At 59.9% G+C, this 20,083-nt stretch carries 20 protein-coding genes and 1 tRNA gene; 8 read left to right on the top strand and 13 right to left on the bottom strand.

Features of this window, described 5'->3' with window-relative positions:
• Nucleotides 1–117: 117 nt before the first annotated feature.
• Complete coding sequence (locus tag K3181_RS09545; RefSeq protein ID WP_221602749.1) at nt 118–909, bottom strand: alpha/beta fold hydrolase; 792 nt, start codon at nt 907–909, stop codon at nt 118–120.
• Nucleotides 910–1,112: 203 nt separating this feature from the next.
• On the opposite strand from K3181_RS09545, the gene K3181_RS09540 reads away from it, so the two are divergent.
• Nucleotides 1,113–1,556: a hypothetical protein gene (locus tag K3181_RS09540; protein WP_221602748.1), complete on the top strand. Its 444-nt coding sequence runs from the start codon at nt 1,113–1,115 to the stop codon at nt 1,554–1,556.
• 202 nt (nt 1,557–1,758) lie between these two features.
• On the opposite strand, the gene K3181_RS09535 is transcribed toward K3181_RS09540, so the two are convergent.
• Genes K3181_RS09535 through K3181_RS09530 form a run of 3 tightly spaced genes read right to left on the bottom strand, consistent with a single transcriptional unit; the run spans nt 1,759 to nt 3,635 of the window.
• Nucleotides 1,759–3,090 (bottom strand): dihydrolipoyl dehydrogenase family protein, encoded by a 1,332-nt coding sequence (locus tag K3181_RS09535; protein ID WP_221602747.1) that lies wholly within the window; start codon nt 3,088–3,090, stop codon nt 1,759–1,761.
• A complete protein-coding gene (locus tag K3181_RS15720) occupies nt 3,083–3,295 on the bottom strand; it encodes a GDCCVxC domain-containing (seleno)protein (protein ID WP_282099773.1) in 213 nt (70 codons plus the stop codon). The genes K3181_RS09535 and K3181_RS15720 overlap by 8 nt, the downstream gene beginning before the upstream one ends.
• Nucleotides 3,288–3,635, bottom strand: a complete 348-nt coding sequence (locus tag K3181_RS09530; protein ID WP_221602746.1) for a mercuric transporter MerT family protein — start codon at nt 3,633–3,635, stop codon at nt 3,288–3,290. Before K3181_RS09530 ends, K3181_RS15720 begins: the two co-directional genes overlap by 8 nt.
• Between K3181_RS09530 and K3181_RS09525 the strand changes: the two genes are divergently transcribed.
• Together K3181_RS09525 and K3181_RS09520 are read left to right on the top strand one after the other, a co-directional pair.
• Nucleotides 3,619–4,098, top strand: a complete 480-nt coding sequence (locus tag K3181_RS09525) for a MerR family transcriptional regulator (RefSeq protein ID WP_345725473.1) — start codon at nt 3,619–3,621, stop codon at nt 4,096–4,098. The genes K3181_RS09530 and K3181_RS09525 overlap by 17 nt on opposite strands.
• A gap of 252 nt (nt 4,099–4,350) precedes the next feature.
• Entirely contained in the window at nt 4,351–6,507 is a 2,157-nt protein-coding gene (locus K3181_RS09520; RefSeq protein ID WP_221602745.1) for a TonB-dependent receptor, read from the top strand.
• Between the two features lie 191 nt (nt 6,508–6,698).
• On the opposite strand, the gene K3181_RS09515 is transcribed toward K3181_RS09520, so the two are convergent.
• From K3181_RS09515 to K3181_RS09485, 7 genes are all read right to left on the bottom strand, one after another.
• Nucleotides 6,699–7,094: a copper-binding protein gene (locus K3181_RS09515; RefSeq protein WP_247714917.1), complete on the bottom strand. Its 396-nt coding sequence runs from the start codon at nt 7,092–7,094 to the stop codon at nt 6,699–6,701.
• Nucleotides 7,073–10,240 (bottom strand): efflux RND transporter permease subunit, encoded by a 3,168-nt coding sequence (locus K3181_RS09510; protein ID WP_221602744.1) that lies wholly within the window; start codon nt 10,238–10,240, stop codon nt 7,073–7,075. The genes K3181_RS09515 and K3181_RS09510 overlap by 22 nt, the downstream gene beginning before the upstream one ends.
• The gene (locus tag K3181_RS09505) at nt 10,237–11,754 is read right to left on the bottom strand and encodes an efflux RND transporter periplasmic adaptor subunit (RefSeq protein ID WP_221602743.1); all 1,518 of its coding nucleotides are present in this window, start codon (nt 11,752–11,754) and stop codon (nt 10,237–10,239) included. Before K3181_RS09505 ends, K3181_RS09510 begins: the two co-directional genes overlap by 4 nt.
• Entirely contained in the window at nt 11,754–12,965 is a 1,212-nt protein-coding gene (locus K3181_RS09500) for a TolC family protein (protein ID WP_345725481.1), read from the bottom strand. Before K3181_RS09500 ends, K3181_RS09505 begins: the two co-directional genes overlap by 1 nt.
• A gap of 138 nt (nt 12,966–13,103) precedes the next feature.
• On the bottom strand, nt 13,104–13,460 hold the full coding sequence (locus K3181_RS09495) for a hypothetical protein (protein ID WP_221602741.1): 357 nt from the start codon (nt 13,458–13,460) through the stop codon (nt 13,104–13,106).
• 148 nt (nt 13,461–13,608) lie between these two features.
• The gene (locus K3181_RS09490; protein WP_247714915.1) at nt 13,609–14,085 is read right to left on the bottom strand and encodes a CBS domain-containing protein; all 477 of its coding nucleotides are present in this window, start codon (nt 14,083–14,085) and stop codon (nt 13,609–13,611) included.
• A gap of 135 nt (nt 14,086–14,220) precedes the next feature.
• Nucleotides 14,221–15,162: a DMT family transporter gene (locus K3181_RS09485; protein ID WP_221602740.1), complete on the bottom strand. Its 942-nt coding sequence runs from the start codon at nt 15,160–15,162 to the stop codon at nt 14,221–14,223.
• A 98-nt stretch (nt 15,163–15,260) separates the two neighbouring features.
• On the opposite strand from K3181_RS09485, the gene K3181_RS09480 reads away from it, so the two are divergent.
• Both K3181_RS09480 and K3181_RS09475 read left to right on the top strand, forming a co-directional pair.
• On the top strand, nt 15,261–15,473 hold the full coding sequence (locus K3181_RS09480) for a hypothetical protein (RefSeq protein WP_221602739.1): 213 nt from the start codon (nt 15,261–15,263) through the stop codon (nt 15,471–15,473).
• A 120-nt stretch (nt 15,474–15,593) separates the two neighbouring features.
• Nucleotides 15,594–16,217 carry a cation efflux transmembrane domain-containing protein gene (locus K3181_RS09475; RefSeq protein WP_221602738.1) on the top strand — a complete coding sequence of 208 codons (624 nt, stop codon included), beginning with the start codon at nt 15,594–15,596 and terminating at the stop codon, nt 16,215–16,217.
• Between the two features lie 87 nt (nt 16,218–16,304).
• On the opposite strand, the gene K3181_RS09470 is transcribed toward K3181_RS09475, so the two are convergent.
• A complete protein-coding gene (locus tag K3181_RS09470) occupies nt 16,305–16,937 on the bottom strand; it encodes a tyrosine-type recombinase/integrase (protein ID WP_221602737.1) in 633 nt (210 codons plus the stop codon).
• Nucleotides 16,938–17,235: 298 nt separating this feature from the next.
• Here K3181_RS09470 and K3181_RS09465 point away from each other — a divergent pair, with 298 nt between their 5' ends.
• The 3 genes from K3181_RS09465 to K3181_RS09455 are packed head-to-tail and all read left to right on the top strand — an operon-like array spanning nt 17,236 to nt 19,549.
• Complete coding sequence (locus K3181_RS09465) at nt 17,236–17,469, top strand: DUF3489 domain-containing protein (protein WP_221602736.1); 234 nt, start codon at nt 17,236–17,238, stop codon at nt 17,467–17,469.
• Between the two features lie 2 nt (nt 17,470–17,471).
• Nucleotides 17,472–17,888 carry a DUF2924 domain-containing protein gene (locus tag K3181_RS09460; RefSeq protein WP_221602735.1) on the top strand — a complete coding sequence of 139 codons (417 nt, stop codon included), beginning with the start codon at nt 17,472–17,474 and terminating at the stop codon, nt 17,886–17,888.
• Nucleotides 17,885–19,549: a recombinase family protein gene (locus K3181_RS09455; protein WP_221602734.1), complete on the top strand. Its 1,665-nt coding sequence runs from the start codon at nt 17,885–17,887 to the stop codon at nt 19,547–19,549. The genes K3181_RS09460 and K3181_RS09455 overlap by 4 nt, the downstream gene beginning before the upstream one ends.
• Before the next feature lie 233 nt (nt 19,550–19,782).
• Here the strand turns inward: K3181_RS09455 and K3181_RS09450 are convergent.
• Nucleotides 19,783–19,873: transfer RNA gene (locus K3181_RS09450), tRNA-Ser, on the bottom strand.
• Nucleotides 19,874–20,083 lie beyond the last annotated feature (210 nt).

Here is a 20,083-nt window from a genome sequence, read left to right as displayed (position 1 = left end):
GAACCGCTCTATGGCTGCTTGCCGAGCCCTCGTGGCCGAATGCGGACTATCTGCTACCGGCCCAACAAAAGACCTTACAGTGGGAGTAGCCCCTTTGCTAACGGCCCAGTTGCAGTATCATTTCGATTCCGAGACGCTCGTTGCATCCAGAATCACGCGAACGGTCTCCTCTGGCTGATCCCACATCGGGAAGTGTCCGCTATGATCGAACCAGTGCAGCGTGGCTTCAGGGAAGGCTTTGGCCGCGCGATCAGCCTGCTGCGGAAGACACAGTCGATCCTTGCGTCCCCAGCCGATGACAACCCGTGCAGACGTTTTTGCAGGGCCCTCCTGCATTGCGCCGTTGGCGAGGTCCCTCACAAGCGAATTGACGGTGCGCGTATCAGCCAATGACTTCAATTCACGCGCGACGAATGCCGGGTCGAGCGCCCACGGCCTTGCAGAGAGCTGCGCCATGAGCGCGGTCCGTCCTGCGACATTTCCGATGATAGCAGGAAGCGCCGGTCGCAGAGCGCGAACCAGAGCAACCGAAGGCGTTAAGGTGGCTTTGAAGTAAGTGCGCTCCCACCCCTGCCAGAAGCCGCCCGGATCCAGTGCGACAACCGCGCCCGCTCGACCGCGCCGCGCCATCTCGAGCACCAGGCGAGCACCCAGCGAGCTGCCAACCATATCAATACCTGTGAAATTCTCCGCGCCGAGCCATTCGTCGAGACTGCGCGCGAGCCCTTCGAACGTGCCGCTGTCGGCCTGTTCGCGTGTCTGCCCATGCCCGGGCAGGTCTACGGCGATTACCTCCCTGTCTTGGGAAAGCACAGGCGAGATCGTGTCCCACGAGCCGCAGGTAGCCCCCAGTCCATGAACCAGGAGGAGGGGTTTTCCGCGCCCCGTGCGCGTGTAGTGCATGGTCATGGAACGGGTAACGTCTCAGACCGACTTATGGGCCCGTGGATGTCTATATTGCCGAAGGTGAGGCCGAGAGCGGACGGTCCGATTCCGACCCGATTGCGGACAGTCAGAAAAATTCCAGAATTTCTATTTCAATTGGAAAGGACTGTAACCTTCTCGCTTCGTGCAGCGAACCAGCTATAGCATTGAGATGAGAGGAGCCATCTATGAAAACCGGTATTGTCGGGGGATTAGTCGCAGGGCTAATTTTCGTTCTGGTCGAAATGATTTTGGTTCCGACTGTCGGCGGAGGTAGTGCGTTTGGCCCACCGCGCATGATAGCTGCTATCGCTATGGGTGAGGAAGTTTTGCCTCCTCCGGCTACGTTTGACGCAGGCATTTTTACCGTGGGCATGCTAGTCCATTTCGCACTTTCCGCAGTTCTGGGCGTGATTTTTGCTCTGTTTATTAACCGGTTTCAGAGGGTTTTTGCCGCCAAGATCGGTGCTGGGCTGGTTTTCGGTTTACTGGTCTATCTCGTCAATTTTTACGGCCTAACTGCGCTTTATCCGTGGTTCGAGATGGCACGCAATGCGATCACAATCGTCGCACATCTGATCTTTGGTGGTGTGCTCGGCTGGTGGATGAGCGCTAAATCGGTAGCGGTGTAATGATTGAGTGTGAGTGACTCCGGGCGCGCGTCGTCGGTTCGTCACTTTTTCACTAAGTTCGTGACCGAGTCGCCGATCTAGCGATAAGCTAGGAGCCGACCGTCGACTAACGACCATGATTGCGGATGTTTGTCGAATAGCAATGCTTCCTAACCGCGGTCACACCTCAGCGATCGGGAGAGCTCAGGCGCTAAGTTGCTGCTCAACCCAACATATCTCCGGCATCGGAGGCCGCCGTCGGATAGGCGAACATTGTCGATTTAATGTCGTCCGCGGTGAGCCCATGTCGCATGGCCAAGCCAAAGACATTGATGAGCTCGTCGGCGTCAGGGCCGACCAGGTGGGCTCCAAGGATGCGCCCTGTGCCATTCTCGACCAGCAGCTTGTGGCCATAGATCTCTTCGTTCAGCCGCCTCGCCGAAAACCAACCGGGGTGCGAGCCAGCATGCACCGTGAAATCCAGCCCTGCCTCACGCGCCTCGCTTTCCAACATTCCGACTCTCGCCGCCGGCGGCTCCGTGAAAAGCGCACTCGGAACCCCCCGATAGTTTGGTGTTCGGCCGCTGTCTTCGAGTATGTTTTCTACCACGACCTTGGCATCGTGACTGGAGACCGGTGTTAGTGGCGGACCATTTGCAGCAGCGTCACCCGCCGCGAAGACCTTGGGGTTGCTCTGGCTGCGTAGCTGTTCGGTAAGCACCAAGCGGCCATCATCAAACGCGACGTCTCCGGCCTCCAGATCGAGCGAGCCGATCGCAGGAACTCGTCCGGCAGCGTGCACCACCACATCTCCTTCGATCCTGCGATCGCTAGCATGCACGGATAGAACGCCGTCTCTCTTCGCTACGCTGTCGACCTCAGCATCCACGATTTCGATGCCGAGATTGTCAAAACTCGGCATGAGCCAATCGACCGTGTCAGGGTCGAAGGCTTTCAGAATGCGGCCTCGTTGGACGATAGTGACCTTTGCACCGGCGCGCGCGGCGAGGTGGGCAAATTCCGCAGCAATGTATCCGCCGCCGACGAATACGATCTGTTCTGGAAGGGTTTCGAGTTCTAGAAACGCATCGCTATGAGTCAGCAACACCTCGCCTTCGATGCCAAGTGGTCGAGGCTCCGCTCCCGTCGCGATGAGCGCGTGGGAGAAACAGAGTTCCCTGCCGCCTACCGCGATCCGGTCGGGGCCAGCGAAGCGCGCCGCGCCGTGGAAGGTCTCGACGCCCTTACGTTCGTAGCGAGCTTCCTGTTTTTCAGGGACAGGGTCCGTGAAGCTCCGCTTAAAAGCCTGGAGCTCGCCCCAGTTAATGGAAACCGAGCCTTCAATACCCTTCCCCTTCATTCGCCTGTATGCCGCTAGCGCCTCCTCCCCGCTAACCATCATCTTCTTCGGGTCGCACCCGCGTAAAGCGCACGTGCCGCCGTAAGGCCTATAATCGATAACCGCGCATCGCTTCCCGGCCTCGGCCATGCGGTGGACTGCGACCTGCGCTGCAGTTCCCGATCCGATAGCGACGAAATCAAAAGTCTCAGCCATTGCAGCAGTCCCCTTCCTGAATCGGGGGGCAGGGAACGGTGCCGTATGAACAGAATACGCAGCAATCGCCTTGGAGCGGCTGAAGGCGAACGCCGCAACCCGCGCAGTTATGGAAGAACAGGCAAGCGTCGGTCGGCATTTCCATGTCCTCCTCATGACCGCATTCGGGACAGCGCAAGCGCGAGATCAGGATCGGATCAACCATAGAGAATGGCACCTGTCAGCAGCGCCGCACCGATGGCAATCCCTATGGCGATCAGCGCTCGATAGGTCGATGATCCGCAAGCTCCGTCTGCCGGGCAAGTGCGCGCCTGTCGAAACTGCCAGAGCAATCGAGCGGTCGCAGCAACAAGCAACACCGAGGCAACAATGAGCAGATGCGTGCGATAGGGAGCCACGACAGGCGAAATACTGCCAAGCCACGCGGAACCCACACCAATCGACGTAAGCGTCAATGGGAGTGCACAGCAAGCGGCTGCTCCGAAGGCAGCAAAGACACCGCTGCCCGCCGCTAATCCGTTCCACCATGTGCTGAAGCTGCGCACCAGTCGTCCCTTTGCAAAATTCCCGCAATTATTTACAGTCTATAGCAACTACAGACTCAAGGGGTTTCGTGTGAAAATCGGAGATGTATCGAAACAGACCAGATGCAAAATCGAGACAATCCGATATTATGAGCGGATAGGAGTCATCGACCCGCCTCCACGAAGGGGCGCTTACCGCGACTATGGTCTTCGGGACATCGAGCGGCTGCGCTTCGTTCGGCGTGCGCGCGAACTCGGCTTCTCCCTTGAAGAGGTGCGGGCGCTGCTCGACCTCACACCGGGGCCCGATGTGCATTGCGATCAAGTGCAATCAATCGCGGAACAGCATCTCGGGAACGTCCGCGCCAAGCTGGCGGACCTCGCGCGCATGGAAACTGCTCTGACAAAATTGATCAGGCAGTGTGGCACTACCAGTGATGACCGGTGCCCGGTGTTGGAAAGTCTGGCTGGCGGCGAAGGCTAAGCCTAAACCTACGAGACCATAAGCAGACCGTCCGCTCCCACCCACCTGACGACGCTTCCCCCAAGCTAGCGATGTGCCAGGAGTTGGACCGACGCTAACGATCCGATTGCGGTGGTAATGGAACACTCAGGCGATCGACAGGCGCAATCATTCCAACCCACCGCAAACTTACTCGCTATTGCAAATCATTCGCATTGACGGACGGTGGCCTCGCTTCTATTCCGCCTGCGAACGATTCGCAGGAAGGAAATTATGAGGCCCTATCTTCTGCTCGGCGCCGCCAGCACCGCCCTAACGTTTGCGCCGGCTTATGCGCAGGATAAAGCGCAGCCGACCGACGCTCTCCAAGCAACCGAGAAGAGCGAAGAGGTCGATTCCAAGAATACAATTATTGTCTCTGCCACCCGGACGCCGACGCCGATCACTGCTATTCCAAACACCGTCAAGATCATCGGCCGGGAAGAGATGGAGACACAACTGGCTGTGAGCGCCAGTCTCCTCGACAGTCTTTCCTTTTCCATTCCCAGTCTCGCCCCGGCCCGACAAAAGCTAACCAGCACCGGCGAATCGCTGCGAGGGCGAACACCGCTCTACATGGTCGACAGCATTCCGCAGTCCACTCCGCTACGCGACGGAAAGCGCAGCGGTTTCACGATCGATCCGGCGTTCGTCGAGCGGGTGGAAGTCATCTACGGCGCGAATGCAATCCAGGGGGTCGGCGCAACTGGCGGTGTGATCAACTATGTGACCGTGGATGCCCCGAAAACCGGCGAATGGCTGAACCGGATCACCGCCGAGATCACTACCGACGATTTCGAGGAAAACGGCTTCCATTACCGCGTGGCCGGAGTGGCTGGTCGGAAGTTGGGCGCGTTCGATTTCGTGGGCGGCGCGGCTTACGAAAAGCATGACCTATTCTTCGACGGCAATGATCGTCCGATCGCGGTCGACACCATCCAGGGCGAACTGATGGACAGCCACAGCCTCGCGCTGTTCGGCAAAGCAGGCTTCGAGCCGGCACCGGGCCAGCGGATTGAGGGAACAGTAAACTTCTTTGAGGTAACCGGAGAAGGCGACTACACGACGGTTCTCGGCAACCGAGATGCCGGAGTTCCAGCCACTTCCGTCCCAGGAACCCCGGCTGGCGATCCCACCTTCACGGAGGCGTTCAACGCGGCGCTGTCCTATTCGCACGACTCCTTGCTCGGCGGAGATCTGACGCTCCAGGGCTACTACTTCGACTTCTACGCCCTTTATGGTGGTGATACTTTCCCGGTCTTTCAGGATCCGGCAATCGCGCCGGCAGGAACGCTGTTCGACCAGTCCGCGCTCAGCTCTGAAAAATACGGTGCGAAGCTGACGTGGGTGCGTAAAGATGCGCTCTGGAACGGACTGCAACTGGCCCTCGGGGCCGATTACCTGCGCGACCGCAGCTTTCAGGAGCTGGCACAGACAGATCGGCTCTGGGTGCCGGAGTTGATTTATCACGGCTGGGCTCCTTTCGTGCAGCTGGAACAGGCGCTGGCAGGAGAGGTGGTGCGATTGTCCGGGGGAGCGCGTTGGGAGAATGCGACGCTCGAGGTCCCCGATTTTACTACTATCGCCAGCGCAAACAGCACCTTCGTGGAGGGCGGCGAGCCCAGCTTCGACGAAGTTCTATTCAATGCCGGCATCGTTCTCAAGCCGATGGACGGCTTCACGCTCTTCGGTTCCTACGCCCAGGGCTTTACCATGCCCGATGCTGGCTTGATTCTGCGCTCCGTGAGCACGCCGGGGCAGAGTGTCGAAGAACTTGTCGACCTGCAGCCCGTCATTGCCGACAACGTCGAAGTTGGAACTGGTTGGCGCGGAGGCGGCCTCGATCTGACGGCGAGCTACTTCTGGTCGAATTCGGATCTCGGCTCGCGCATCCAGGTCGTGGGGGGTGCCGGCCAGGTCCGGCGCGAGCGCACCGAAATCGAAGGGCTGGAAATCGCCGCCAGCTATAAGCTGGGCAGCGGGCACCGACTGGGCGCAAGCTTTGCCGCACTCGACGGACGGTTCGACAGCGACGGGGATGATATCGTCGATCGCGAACTCGATGGCCGCAACATCGCCCCTGATCGCCTTAACGCTTTCGTCGAAGGGCCAATCGCTGGACCACTGAGTGGGCGCGTCCAAGCGTCGCGCCTGTTCGATCGCACGTTCGAAAGCAACGACCCCAAGTTTAACTTCGACGGCTACACGCTCGTCGATTTGATCCTGCGTTACGAAACCGAGAAGGCCGGCGATTTCTCGTTGGCGGTCAGCAATCTGCTCGACGAACAATACATCACCTACTTCTCTCAGACGGTCACCTTCGTCAGCGATCGAGATTTCGTTTCGGGGCGCGGGCGAGCCGTCACCTTGCGTTGGCAGGGCAGCTTCTGAGCTACTGGAAAAAACCACCTCGCTAATTGTCATTCATGAAACCACCCACAGTAGTCCATCGGTGGGTTGGGGCGACCAAATCGTTTCATCAAATCGCGCCTATCGAGGGTTTTCGACCGATCAGTCTGTCCCTTTTCGTCGTGCTCCCTTGGCGACGGCGCCGGCCCTGAGGCCGACGCCGCATCGCGAAATTACTTCTTGTCGATTGACGTGATGACACTGCCTTCATCGCCAGCGCGGAATTCGAACGAGACTTCGTCACCAACCTTCACGTCATCACGAAGCTGCTGATTAGCCTCGAACGCCATGGTCATGGCGGGCCATTCAGTCGCGGGGACGGGGCCGTGATCGATCGTGATCGTTCCCGCTTCCGGATCAATCGCAGTGACAGTTCCTTCGGCGCTCGCGGACTTCGTAGCCCCGCCATCCGTCACGCGGTCGCCCATCATAGGCATGTCCGCGCCATCCATCGCCACCTGGTCATCGTCCATCGGCATGTCGCTCATGTCAGCGGCATCGTCACTCGGACCACAGGCAGATAGCGCCAGCGGTGCGGCGAGCGCCGTCATGAGGGTTGTGATACGCATTCATCTTCTCCTTGGGGGTGATTTGGCCGGTCTGGCCGGGGACGCCGCAGCAAAAGGTAGGCTGCAGGCAATACGAACATGGATAGGAGCGGGGCGGTGATCATCCCGCCGATCATGGGTGCGGCGATGCGGCTCATCACTTCGGACCCCGCGCCTGTGCCAATCAGGATTGGAAACAGGCCGGCGAGAATGACCGCGACCGTCATCGCTTTGGGCCTCACACGCAGCAATGCGCCTTCGCGGATGGCAGTCGACACTTCCCCAGCATCCGGATTGGTCCCGGACCGTTCCAGCGCGGATTTCAGATAGATCAGCATGATCACGCCGAATTCCGCAGATACCCCGGCCAAGGCGATAAAGCCGACGGCAGTCGCAACGGACTGGTTGTAGCCCATCAGATAGAGCAACCAAAATCCGCCGGTCAGGGCAAAGGGAAGTGTGCCCATGATGAGCAGGGCCTCATCAAGTCGTCGGAAGATCAGGTAAAGCAGCAGGAATATGATCGCGAGCGTTGCCGGAACGACGATCTGCAAGCGCTCATAGGCGCGAGTCAGATATTCGAACTGCCCGGCATAAGACAGGCTGACTCCAGGTGGCAGGTCGACCTGCGTAGCGATCGCTTGCTGCAGGTCGGTTACTACCGAACTGAGGTCGCGCCCGCGCACATCGATGTAGACGAAACTTGTTGGCCGACCTTGCTCGCTTTTCAACATCGGAGGGCCGCCAGTTACCCGGATATCCGCCACCGTGCCGAGCGTAATCTGCTGACCCGCCGGGGTCAGCATGGGCAGGTTGCGCAGCTGGTCGACACTGTCCCTGATCTCCCGCGGATAGCGCACATTGATCGGATATCGCGCCAGCCCCTCAACGCTGCGAGCAACGTTTGCACCGCCGACTGCTCCCGATACGATCTGCTGCACATCGGCGATGTTGAGGCTGTAACGAGCCGCTGCCGATCTGTTGATATCGACATCGACATAGCGACCGCCCGATAGCCTTTCGGCGAGCGCGGAGCTCACCCCCGGGATCTCCCCGGCGATCTGCTCGACTTGCAAGGCGACACTCTCGAGTTGGTCGAGGTCCTCGCCGGAAACCTTCACCCCAATGGGGCTCTTGATTCCGGTGGCGAGCATATCGATCCGGTTACGGATCGGCGGCACCCAAACATTGGCAAGCCCCGGCACCTGCACGGCGCGATCCAGTTCCTCGACCAGCTTGTCGGACGTCATGCCTTCTCGCCATTCGCTGCGTGGCTTGAAGCGGATGGTTGTTTCGAACATCGTGAGCGGGGCGGGGTCTGTTGCCGTGTCTGCGCGTCCGGCCTTGCCAAACACGGTATCCACTTCGGGCACTGATTTGATCAGTCGGTCGGTTCGCTGAAGGAGCGCAGATGCCTCCCCGGGCGACAGGCCAGGAAGCGCACTGGGCATATATAAGAGATCGCCTTCATCGAGCGGTGGCAGGAACTCCCCGCCCAGCCGAGAGAAGGGGATAAGTGTCGTCAGGAAAATCAGCCCGGCAATCGCCAGCGTCGTTTTCGGTCGATGCATCACCCAGTCGAGACCCGGGCGATAGGCGCGCGTCAGCACACGATTGATCGGATTACGCTCCTCCGGCGGAATCTTGCCGCGGATCAGCCAGCCCATCAGCACCGGTACCAGCGTGACAGACAAGATTGCCGCCCCAGCCATTGCGTAGGTCTTTGTGAAGGCAAGCGGAGCGAACAGCCGCCCCTCTTGTGCTTGCAGGGTGAATACGGGGAGAAAGGACAGGGTGATGATCAGCAGGCTGAAAAACAGCGCCGGGCCGACCTCTTTCGATGCATCGGCCACGATCCGCCACCGTTCCTTGGCCGACATGACCGTATCCGGATTCTCCTCAGTCCAGCGCTCGATATGCTTATGCGCATTCTCGATCATGACGACCGCCGCATCGACCATGGCACCGATAGCGATGGCGATACCACCCAATGACATGATGTTGGCGTTCACGCCTTGAAATCGCATCACAAAGAAAGCGGCGAGAACGCCCAGCGGCAGCGTGACGATCGCGACGAGAGCGGATCGCGCGTGCCAGAGGAACAGCAGGCAGACGATCGCGACAACGATGAATTCCTCGATCAGCTTGCTGGTCAGGTTCTCGATCGAGGCGTCGATCAGTTGCGAACGGTCATAGGTTGTGACGATTTCTACACCCTCAGGAAGGCTCGCCCGTAATTGATCGAGCTTGGCCTCGACCGCCTCGATCGTGCCGCGCGCATCTTCCCCCTGACGTAAGACGATGATGCCGCCCGCGACCTCGCCTTCGCCGTTGAGCTCAGCGATGCCGCGTCGCATTTCGGGGCCGACCTGCACATGCGCGACGTCGCCCAATGTCACCGGGACACCACCGGCTTCGGTGCGTAGCGGAAGGCTACGAAAGTCTGCCAAGTCCCCGAGATAGCCGGAAGCGCGAACCATATATTCGGCTTCGCCCATCTCGACGATCGAGCCGCCGGATTCCTGGTTGCCAGCCTGCACCGCGTTGACCACTTCAGCGTGAGTCACGCCCAGCGAAGCCATGCGATAGGGATCGAGGACGATCTGGTATTGCTTCACCATCCCGCCGACACTGGCGACTTCGGCTATGCCGGGTATCGTCTGGAGCTCGTAGCGCAGGAACCAGTCCTGCAGGCTCCTCAGGCCAGCAAGATCGTGATTGCCGCTGCGATCAACGAGGGCGTATTCGTAGATCCAGCCGACACCGGTTGCGTCAGGACCCAGCGTGCTTTCGACGTTTTCGGGTAGGCGATTCTGGACCTGATTCAGATATTCCAGAACGCGCGACCGAGCCCAGTAGAGATCGGTTCCGTCCTCGAAAATGACATACACGTAACTGTCCCCGAAGAAGGAGTAGCCCCGCACGGTTTTCGCACCGGGAACCGATAACATGGTGGTCGCCATCGGGTAGGTAACCTGGTCTTCGACTATCCGGGGCGCCTGGCCCGGGTAGTTCGACCGGATTACCACCTGCACATCGGACAGATCAGGCAGAGCATCGACTGGCGTCGTTCTGACCGCCCAGAAACCTGCCAAAGTCAGTCCGATGGCAACCAGCCCCACGAAAATGCGGTTGGCGATCGACGCATCGATAACGCGCCCGATCATTGGCTTGCCTTCGCAATCGAGACGATGCGCGGCCCGGTGGGGCGCTGCTCAAAGGTGAAAGTCACGCGGTCCCCGCTCTTGAAACCGCGCAACTGTGCGGGTCCTTCGCTGGCGAAGGTCATCGTCATCGCGGGCCACTCCAGTGCGGGCACCGGCCCGTGGCGCAGCGTGACTCCGCGTGCGGTGATGCTCTTGATGGTGCCCGTAGCGCGATATGTGGGGGACGCTTCGGTTTCTTCTTGCGTCTCGTCGCCCGGCGCGGCTGTCGGCGCCTCGTCTATTGGCCTCACGTTGATGCCGGCCAAACTGGCCTCGGAATCGATCAGGAACTGTCCCGAGGTCACCACCTTTTCGCCGGGGGCAAGTCCCGCCAGCACTTCCGTGCGTCCATTTGCCTCCCGACCGATGCGGACTTCCGCAGGTCGATAGCCGCCACTCTCCCGAGTGATCATAACGATGGCCCGCGAGCCAGTTCGGATTACCGCCTCGGAAGGCACAAGCAGGGCTTCTCGGCGCTCCGGCGCGAGTGTCACCTGCGCGAACATACCCGGCTTCAACCGTAATCCCGGATTGGGCATAGTCGCTCGCACGGTAATCGTGCGGCTGGCATCCTGCGCACTAGGCAGAACAGCGATGATCCGGCCAGCAAATCGTTCGCCGGGAAAGGCGGTCAGCGTCGCGCTGACAGGTTGCCCGACACGCGCGCTGGCCGCCAATGCCTCCGGCACCGCCGCTTCTAGCCAGATCGGATTGTAACCGCTGATCTCAGCGAGCATCTGACCCGCGCCAACAGTCATGCCCGGTCGCACACCCAGCGAAGTGATCGCTCCTGATTGGGGAGTGCTCACCGTTATTGTGGTATGAGGCCTGCCGCTTCGAGCAACCAAGGAAATTATCGAGTCGGGCATGCCAAGCAGCCGCAACCGCTCACGTGCCGCGCGGATAAGGGCTTCATCCCCCGTCGCAGCGACGGCGAGAAACTCGTTTTGCGCTCCTCCCCATTCTGGGATCAGGAGGTCGACGATGGGTGCGCCCCTCGCAATCAGGTCTTGCGGCGCATGGCCATAGGTCCGCTGCACGTAACCACCCGCGCGGGGCTGCACGATCGCCACCTCGCTGCCGTTGTAGGCGAGCGTTCCGGTGACACTTGTTTCCGGTTCGAGCACGCCGAATTCGGCCGTGGCCGTTCGAATACCCAGGTTCTGGACCAGCGTGGGGTCAATACTGACCCCGCCGCCGCTCTGGGCATCGCCGCCAGCGCATTTCGGCACCAATTGCATGTCCATGAAGGGCGATTTTCCCGGTTCGTCGAACCGTTGGTCCGGGACCATGGGATCATACCAGTATAACACTTCCTCACAGCCAGCATCGGTCCCGGCATCGTTGCTTGTGCCGGCACTGTCTTCACCCAGCGTCGAAAGGCCATAGCCTGCGGCAATACTCACAAGCGCGATGCCAGCGGCTGCCAGATACGACCGCTGGCGCGGCGTAAGGCGTTCGAGAACAGCCTTCATTACCGGTTCTCCCCGTAGGTGAGTTGCAACTTCACGGCCGCCTCGACCGCCGCCTGTTCGCGTTCGAGTATCTCCAGCTCCAGAAGCGCGAGCGCAGCTTTGGCTGCAATCACGTCGACGAGATCGGCTCGTCCTGCGGCGAAGCTGGCCGTTTCAAGGGCGGCACGGTCGCGCGCTAGCGGGAGCAGCTCATCACGCGCGCGCTCCCATTGCCGAACCGCGCTGCGCCAGGCAGCAAGATCGGCTTCGAAGTTCGCGATCAACGCACGCCTGCGATCTTCGCGTTCAGCCACGGCCGCGGCGGCTTCGGACTCGGCTGCAGCAATGCGCGGGTTCTGCCTGCTGCCGGCAAAGATGGGAAGGGTAACCGATCCCATAATGGAAACGGCATCGCCGAAACCGCTACCACGACGACCATAGGTGACGCTCACTCCGAAATCGGGCCTCTTCTCAGCTTTTGCGAGGTCGATGCCTACTTCCGCCTGCACACGTTCGGCGTCTGCCAGCATCAGTTCCGGATTGCCTTCCAGATTGAGGCGCAGGGATTGTGGCTGGGCGGTAGGCAGGGGCGCTACGCCGACAGCAACCGGATCCTCGGTGGGCACGTAACGCGTAATGCGGGCCTGCGCGGCCTCGCGTTCTGCATCGATGCGGGTCATCGCGTCTTCGATTTCGAGCAGCTCGCGCCGTATCGCGAGGCTCTCGGCTGGGCGAGCTGAACCCGAAGCTACGGCGCTATTGGCGACCGGCACCATGCTCCGCAAATCGTTGAGAGCTTCACGAGCCAAATCCAGTCTAGATTGAGCATAATAGAGGCTTACCCAAGCCGTCCCCGCTTTGACGAGGACATCGCGCTCGGCAACGCCTAGCTGCGCCTCGGCTAGTCGCACCTCTGAACTCGCGGCAGCCGATCGCGCCCGCCGCCTGGCGAGATTGGGAATCTCCTGGTCGACCCCGACGGCAAATTGCGTGGGCAGTTGCTCGCCGAACTCGAACGCTACCGGGCCGGTAACGGGGAGGTTCATTATACCTGCGCGAACACGCGGATCGGGCAGCGCATCCGCAGCCTTGGCCGCTTCGCGCCTACCTTGGACCCGCAGGTCACCAGCTTGCAGCGTGGGTTGTTCGTCTCGCGCAGCCGCGAGAGTTTCTTCATAGCCGATCGACTGTGCATTCGCAGTCTGAGCAGCAAGCAGGGCCGTCAACGGCACCCAGCCATTTCGCCAATTCATAAATCTCACTCATGCTGAGCAAGCATGACGGGCCAATACGTCGATGCCCGGCAATTTCCCGGGCGCACCAATGCATCCGTCAAGCTCGCAAACGACGCGAAGCGCCATCCGGGAAAATCAGACGGTGAGTGTGGCTTTTGGAGGAGGCGATTCCGGTATGAGTGGCGCGCTGTTGAGCCACTTGATGCCAAGGGGAAGAAAGGACTGCGGCACTGAAAGCTGGACCATGTCCGAAGGGCTATCACCGGACATCGCTAGTGGGGGCAGGCAATTCATGGCAACCAGACAAGCAAGGTTCATGTCCTCGCATGGCGTGCCGCTATCTGTTTCGGGAGATCCTGTCATTGCAGTCATCTCCATTTCGGAACAATGTTCCGTGCTCTCAACTTCCAAGCTCATGGGAACCGCCGCATAAGCCGCAGCCTGCACGGTCAAGCCACCGGCAATCAGCATGAGGAAGAGGATACGGAACAATCGCACGAGGCATAGCTAAAGAGTGGGAGGCGGAAAAGCAACGAGCTTCCCCGTTTCGCTAATTCACCAAGCGCAAGCTATGCTTGGCCAGCACGCTCTCAACTCGTAATGCAAGCCGTCCACGAAATCTGGCTTTATGGGGTAATGCTCAACAACAGCCAGCCTTCGCGGGCTCTTCGATTGGCTCCGAGATTTCTCGCAGGAGCACACCGGCCTCCTTCTTGCTGCCCTCCATCGCTATGTCGGCCTGAGAAACAATTCCGCAGCACTTTCCTTGCTCGTCGACCACGGGAAGCCGGCGAAGCTGCCCGTCTTCCATCTTCGCGCAGCAGTCCTCTACCGATTCTTGGGGCTTGGTTACTAACTGTTGGGACATCACGGCCTCCACAGCGGTGTCGCTTGATTTACGTTCAGCGACGCACCTGCAAGCGATGTCCCGATCTGTTACGACCCCCACGAGGACGCCGCTCTCGTCGATCACCGGGATTTCTCCACAATCGTTGTCGATCATCAATTGTGATGCCGTCTTCACGCTATCTGATGGCGCACAGCACGCGGGATCCTTCGTCATGATATCTTCGACCTTCATCATTTCCTCCTTTGATCGAGAGAAGGTGACGATCATAACTATGGGTGGGATGCGAACATCATCCCGGCACACAAGACAGAGCGAAAACTACCTGCGATAAAGGTGTCGTGGAAGCGCTCACTTCCGATCCCTGGATATCCGAACAAACCCCCGATGCGTCACTCGGGGGGCCTAGCTCTTCGCGCTTTGAGGCTTATCCAGGCTTGCCCTCGTATGTTCCTTAATCATCAGCAGCAGTCCGGCAAATACCAGCCCAAAGCCGATCAAATGCGACCAGCGAAAGGTCTCGCCCAACAGCACATAGGACAAAACCAGCGCCGAAATGGGCATGATCGCCATGGCTCCGGCGGTGAGCGCTTCGGGTGCCTCTCGCGCGCCGTTATACCATAGGACCGGAGCCAGCCCGCCTGTCGCTGCGCCCCAGAAGATCAGGGCTGCAGAGGCTCGTATTTCAACCTTCGACAGGTCGAACGGCCTGGGGTCGAAGAGCATGGCGAGAACTACGAACAGGATCGCGGCGACTAGCGATGCAGCCAAAGTCGCTTCGAGCGAGCTAATATCGTTGGACAGTTTCTTAGACAGCAGGGTGTAGGCTGCTTCGCAACATACGGCTGCAGCAACAAGTGCTGCTCCTAGTAGCGGTGCTCCGCCAGCACCGTCCGTATCATTGCGAAGCAGATTGATCGCTGCGATACCAGCCACTGCAAGAGCGAGCGCGCCCCATTTACGGCCGTTCATCGCGGCACCGAAAAATAGGACCGCTGCACCTGCGGTCACGGCCGGAGTAGCGCTCATGATCGTCGAGCCGACAACGCCCGAGGTAAGACGCATACCAAACAGCATCGTCGCCGTGAATCCGACCATTCCGAAAGCCGAGATCGCCAGTATCACCAAAAAGTCTGAACGTTTGGCTCGTGCGAAACATTGGGTCATCCACCAAGTAAAAGGCGCGAGCACGATACACGCGATGCCCATTCGCAAGGCCGATGCGGTGAAGATATAGAAATGCTGGCCAATGATCTTGCTGAGTGGGGTCGCGCTACCGAAGAGCGCCATCCCCGAAAGCAATTGAATGATAACGGTCGTGCCAGCGGAGGTCTTCTTGGACTTCATATCGAAGTCGGGCGCTTATCACGCTTGGCTAGTAGTCGGCAACGCGGGCCACGCTATGTCACGGTCTTTCTCTCTGAACGGCATGCGGGGGCCTAGCCGTGCGCGAGTTCGCGGCAGACCTGATAGAAAACTTCAGCGGCACCACAGAGTGCGAGGCCCGCCGAGACGATACCCAACCACACGTCGGTGCATTTGTCGGTGTTCCGGAAACGGGGGCTGGTTTCTTCAACGAAGGAAGTGCGCTCAGTTACCACAATGTCGAGCGAGGAGGCGTGCCGATATTAGCTTTTCTGTCGGAAGGCGCCAATTAGCATCCCGCCGGGCGCTATTGGGGGGGCGGACTGTCTGCTTCTTGCAGGTCGGCCCAAGATAGCAAGCATTCGGCCCCCGCCCCGGTTGCGGACGTCCACTGTTGCAGCCACATAGCCTGAATGTCGGCCGATTGCTGTTCCGCCAAGTCCACCGAACTTGAAAAGCTTGCCCGCCAGCGCGAGCAGCGGCGCGTGCTCGTTGTCGTGCTCGCCATCAACGCCGTGATGTTCGTGCTCGAATTCGGCGCTGGCGTGATCGCCGGGTCCACCGCACTGATGGCCGATGCCTCCGACATGCTGGGGGATGCGGTGGTTTACGCCGTTAGCATCTATGCCCTCGCGCGCTCGGAGCGTTGGAAGGCGGGGGCAGCGATGCTCAAGGGGGTGGTGATTCTATGTCTCGGGCTCGGGATCGCGGTCAACGTGGCGCTCAAGATCGAGAGCGGCGTGCCGCCGTCCTCGACGCTGATGGTGGCGTTTGGCACCTTGGCGCTCGCCGCCAACCTCGTGTGTTTCCGTCTCCTCACCCGATTCCGGCACCAGGACGTCAACATGGCGAGCACTTGGGAATGCTCAAGGAACGACCTGATCAATAATTGCGGCGTGCTGCTCGCCGCCGCGCTTGTCTGGTGGTTCGCCTCGCCTTGGCCCGACATCGCGATTGGTGGTGTGATGGCGTTGATCTTCCTTCGCTCCGCCGTTCGCGTGATCGCTGACGCTGCACCGCAATTGCGCGCGACCTGAAGTCCGCTTCCCACCCGTATCGGTCATTCGCGGTTGCTTGATCGACTGGAAAGCGGCCCTTCCGCTTCGGGAAGGGCCACCTCGACTTTATATCTCCGTTCGCTCGGCGAGCAGTAGAGCATCTTCGATATCGACACCGAGATACCTCACAGTGTTCTCGATCTTGGAATGACCAAGCAAGATCTGGATCGCTCGTAGGTTACCAGTCGCCTTGTAGATCATCGGAGCCTTGGTTCGCCGCATCGAGTGTGTCCCGTATTCCTCCCGGCGAAGTCCGATGGCTGTGACCCACTCATCAACCAGTCGAGCATACTGCCGTGTGCTTAGGTGACCGTCGCGATCTATCCGGCTTGGGAAGGCAAAATCACCAATAGTGCCGCCACGACGCTCGAACCACGCCATGAGGCTGGCTCGTACGTCACTGGTCAGTTCGAACTGAACCGGCCGGTGCGTCTTTTGCTGCATGATGGTCGCTCGTCTTCGGATTTCACTGCCAGCGACCAGATCGCCGATCTTGAGTTTGACCAGGTCGCAGCCGCGTAACTTGCTGTCGATGGCTAGGTCGAACAACGCTCGGTCTCTGACCCTTTGCTCACGATCGAGAAAGAAGCGAACCGCCCATATTTGCTTCTGCGAAAGTGGTCGCTTGGTCCCGACTTTCTTTCCGGCGTTGCAAGGTGTTCGATCCTGCATCGGCGGATCGTAGTCTGAGTAGCCCATGGCATTTCTCCTCGGCCAAGAATCGGCCAATTGAGGAACGCGAAGGCACCCGATCTCAAGCAAATCTTATGGCGGCTTTCAGCTATCGCGAAGGATGCTCGCTACGACCGAAATCAGGGCGCAAAACGGACATTCGTTTGCCCCCACTTTCCATTCGACTTCGCGACCAAAGCAAGCATTGGTGCTGTCAGTGTATCGCGGCCCCTGAAGGCGGGCTGCCGCCCCGACGCAGCGCGCGAGCCGGGGCCTTGGGTGGTGGCAGGCGACATAATGCCGTCTGAGACCAGGAGAACCACTCATGACGAAGCAGACCGAAAAAGCAGCAGAACCCAAACGCGAGACCAAGATCGACAAGGTCATCGCGCTGCTTAAACGCAAGCAGGGCGCAACCCTCGATGAAATGGTGAAGGCCACCGGCTGGCTGCCGCATACGACCCGCGCAGCGATGACCGGTCTGAAGAAGAAGGGGCATACGATCGAGCGCGACAAGCGCGGCGGGATGTCGTGCTATCGTATCACGAAGAGCGCCTGAGGATGGCAGAACTGTCAGACGAGCTGGCTGCCCTTGCAGCGATGGACAAGCCAGCACTCGGCGACCGGTGGGTGAAGCTCACCGGTCGACCGATCCCCAAAGCCAGCGCGCAAATGCTGCGCCTGGCAGTAGCTTATGAGCTGCAGTCCAAGACCGGGCGCGGCCTGCCGCGCAAGATCATGCAGCGGCTCGATCAGGCTGCGAGCGGGAAGACGACGACGCAGGACATCCGGCCAGGCATGCGCCTCGCGCGTGAGTACGGCGGCAAGCTCCACGTGGTCGCGATCGGCGAGCATGGCGAGATCATCTGGAATGAGCGGCAATGGCGCTCCTTGAGCGAGGTGGCCCGCGCGATCACTGGCACGCGCTGGTCGGGACCTGCCTTCTTCGGCTTGAAGACAAAGGCGAAGACAGCATGAACAAGGTCCGCTGTGCGATCTATACCCGCAAGTCGAGCGAGGAGGGACTGGAACAGGACTTCAACTCGCTCGATGCCCAGCGCGAGGCCTGCGCTGCCTATATCCTGAGCCAGGCTTCGGAAGGCTGGTCACAGCTTCCCGCGGTTTACGACGATGGCGGCATCTCGGGCGGAACGCTCGAACGTCCCGCGCTCAAGCGGCTGCTGGCAGATGTCGCTGCAGGCACGATCGACATCGTGGTGGTCTACAAGGTCGACCGGCTGACACGCTCGCTGCTTGATTTCGCTAAGCTGGTCGAAGCCATGGACAAGGCAAAGGTCAGTTTCGTGTCGGTCACGCAGTCATTCAACACCACGACCAGCATGGGACGGCTGACTCTCAACATGCTGCTCTCCTTCGCGCAGTTCGAGCGCGAGGTGACCGCCGAGCGCATTCGCGACAAGATCGCTGCTTCGAAGGCCAAGGGTATGTGGATGGGCGGCGTGGTGCCGCTCGGTTATAAGGCGAACGGCAGGACGTTGGCGATGGACAATCAGCACGCCGCTCTCGTTCGCAGCATCTTCAATCACTATCTGGAGGTCCGCAACGTTCGACTGCTAACAGCGCAGCTCTCGGAGCAGGATCTCCGTGTCCCCAAGCGTGTGACCGGCACCGGGCGCAAACTGGGCGGCAAGCCGTTTACGCGCGGGCAGATCTACAAGATCCTCTCCAACCCGATCTACATTGGCAAGATCTGCCACAAGGGTGAGATTTACGATGGCCAGCACTCAGGCATCGTCGATCGCGAGACGTGGGATCGAGTGCAGGCGCAGCTCGAAGCCAATACGCAAGGTGAGCAGCAGTCGCGTACGGGAAGGACGCCAAGTCTGCTGGCTGGTAGGGTCTTCGACAGCGAGGGCAACGCCCTGATTGCTAGCCACGCGACCAAGGGGACCACGCGCTACCGATACTACATCGGAAAGGGCGGCGAGGGCGACACCTCACTAGCTCAGCGAACCCTTCGCATTCCCGCGCCCGAGCTGGAGAAGGTCGTGTGTGAGCTCGTAGCAAAGGAGGTTGAACGGCCGCTAGGGTTGCTGGCGAAGGCGGGCATCGAGCTGACAGCTGATATCGTTGCGAACCTCGCAGATCCCTCCGCCAGCCTGGCGACCGGGCTGAGAAAGCGGGAGCGAGCCACGGTGCGAATGTGCATCGCGAAGGTCACCATCAGGCCCGCGCAGCTGACAATAGAGCTATATGCCACCGGCCTTTGCGACTTGCTGTCCATCACGCCAACTTCACCAGCAACAACCAATCCAGCGATATCCATAAACGCGAACCTCCGGCGCAGCGGTCGCGCTGTTCGATTGATCCACGACGGCTTGTCGAAGTCGACTGAGGGCGAGCCTCAGGAGCACCTCCTGAAGCTGCTCCATCGCGCTCGCGCCTGGTGGCAGATGATGCTGGACCGCAAACTTACTATCTCGGCGCTCGCACGCGAACAGCAGGTGACCAGCTCCTACGCATCGCGCGTCGTGCGATTGAACTTCCTAGCGCCCGAAGTTGTCGAAGCGATAGCTACGGGAAAGCAGCCTATCGATCTCGATGCGAAGAAGCTGTTCGGTATGAGCGACCTGCCACTATCGTGGAACGAACAGGAAGACCTTTTGCTCGACAGATAGATTCGCGAGAAAGCGACTGGCGAGCGGCGGGCGACTGCTGCTCGTGTTCGTTGGGGCATCAAACAGCGAAAGCGAAACGGGTACCTCTGAATGAGGCGCCAGAGAATGTTGGGGGGGTGGCTACTGAACGAGCTTCGACGCGCTCTCCGGCTGACCACCTTCCGCGCCGAACGACGCAGAACTGCGGCACGTTCCGTCATTAAGAAAATCGTTCTCTATGAATGACTTATGTGTGGCGGAGCAGGAGGGATTCGAACCCTCGATACGGGGTTACCGTATACACACTTTCCAGGCGTGCGCCTTCGACCACTCGGCCACTGCTCCGCATGCTCTCTTGTTGCCCTACCGCTTTGCTACTTGAGGGCAGAAATCCCGAGAAGATCCCCGGCGCTCAAGCAGCACACAGCGTGGTAGCGTCACAAAAGAGCCGCGCGTCTAGCGGCGGGGCGATGATTCCGCAAGCCGGAGCGGGAACCGGATGATTGCGGATGGCGTTTTTGAGTGTACAACATTCGTGCGACGGTGCTGCGCGGA

It is taken from the genome of Qipengyuania mesophila (genome assembly GCF_019711655.1).
Classification (GTDB): domain Bacteria; phylum Pseudomonadota; class Alphaproteobacteria; order Sphingomonadales; family Sphingomonadaceae; genus Qipengyuania; species Qipengyuania mesophila.
The sequence above is the reverse complement of the archived record's forward strand: the minus strand, read 5'-3'. Positions and strand labels throughout refer to the sequence as shown.

Bases quoted from the DNA above. Each gene is read 5' to 3' on its own strand.
- K3181_RS09520 (WP_221602745.1), top strand. From the start codon at position 4,351: ATGAGGCCCTATCTTCTGCTCGGCGCCGCCAGCACCGCCCTAACGTTT.
- K3181_RS09475 (WP_221602738.1), top strand. From the start codon at position 15,594: ATGTCGGCCGATTGCTGTTCCGCCAAGTCCACCGAACTTGAAAAGCTT.
- K3181_RS15720 (WP_282099773.1), bottom strand. From the start codon at position 3,295: ATGGTTGATCCGATCCTGATCTCGCGCTTGCGCTGTCCCGAATGCGGT.
- K3181_RS09505 (WP_221602743.1), bottom strand. From the start codon at position 11,754: ATGAAGGCTGTTCTCGAACGCCTTACGCCGCGCCAGCGGTCGTATCTG.
- K3181_RS09535 (WP_221602747.1), bottom strand. From the start codon at position 3,090: ATGGCTGAGACTTTTGATTTCGTCGCTATCGGATCGGGAACTGCAGCG.
- K3181_RS09490 (WP_247714915.1), bottom strand. From the start codon at position 14,085: ATGATCGTCACCTTCTCTCGATCAAAGGAGGAAATGATGAAGGTCGAA.
- K3181_RS09540 (WP_221602748.1), top strand. From the start codon at position 1,113: ATGAAAACCGGTATTGTCGGGGGATTAGTCGCAGGGCTAATTTTCGTT.
- K3181_RS09485 (WP_221602740.1), bottom strand. From the start codon at position 15,162: ATGAAGTCCAAGAAGACCTCCGCTGGCACGACCGTTATCATTCAATTG.
- K3181_RS09470 (WP_221602737.1), bottom strand. From the start codon at position 16,937: ATGGGCTACTCAGACTACGATCCGCCGATGCAGGATCGAACACCTTGC.
- K3181_RS09515 (WP_247714917.1), bottom strand. From the start codon at position 7,094: ATGCGTATCACAACCCTCATGACGGCGCTCGCCGCACCGCTGGCGCTA.
- K3181_RS09465 (WP_221602736.1), top strand. From the start codon at position 17,236: ATGACGAAGCAGACCGAAAAAGCAGCAGAACCCAAACGCGAGACCAAG.
- K3181_RS09545 (WP_221602749.1), bottom strand. From the start codon at position 909: ATGACCATGCACTACACGCGCACGGGGCGCGGAAAACCCCTCCTCCTG.
- K3181_RS09460 (WP_221602735.1), top strand. From the start codon at position 17,472: ATGGCAGAACTGTCAGACGAGCTGGCTGCCCTTGCAGCGATGGACAAG.
- K3181_RS09510 (WP_221602744.1), bottom strand. From the start codon at position 10,240: ATGATCGGGCGCGTTATCGATGCGTCGATCGCCAACCGCATTTTCGTG.
- K3181_RS09455 (WP_221602734.1), top strand. From the start codon at position 17,885: ATGAACAAGGTCCGCTGTGCGATCTATACCCGCAAGTCGAGCGAGGAG.